2 tRNA genes are annotated in these 223 nt (G+C 53.8%); both read right to left on the bottom strand.

The features are described from left to right. Positions 1–36 precede the first annotated feature (36 nt). A tRNA-Ala gene (locus KW848_RS31560) sits at positions 37–112 on the bottom strand. 27 nt (positions 113–139) lie between these two features. Further along, positions 140–216: transfer RNA gene (locus KW848_RS31555), tRNA-Ile, on the bottom strand. Positions 217–223: the final 7 nt, after the last annotated feature.

The raw sequence follows: 223 nt of genomic DNA, 5'->3' as shown, positions 1-223 counted from the left end.
GCTCATTTCTAAGCTTTCAACAAACAGAAGCAGTAGTGGTGGAGCCAAACGGGATCGAACCGTTGACCTCCTGCGTGCAAGGCAGGCGCTCTCCCAGCTGAGCTATGGCCCCGTATTTCTACAGGTTCCCACACAAAATTGGTGGGTCTGGGCAGATTCGAACTGCCGACCTCACCCTTATCAGGGGTGCGCTCTAACCAACTGAGCTACAGACCCAATTTCG

Source organism: Pseudomonas sp. PDM25, from assembly GCF_019219045.1.
GTDB lineage: Bacteria > Pseudomonadota > Gammaproteobacteria > Pseudomonadales > Pseudomonadaceae > Aquipseudomonas.
The sequence above is the reverse complement of the archived record's forward strand: the minus strand, read 5'-3'. Positions and strand labels throughout refer to the sequence as shown.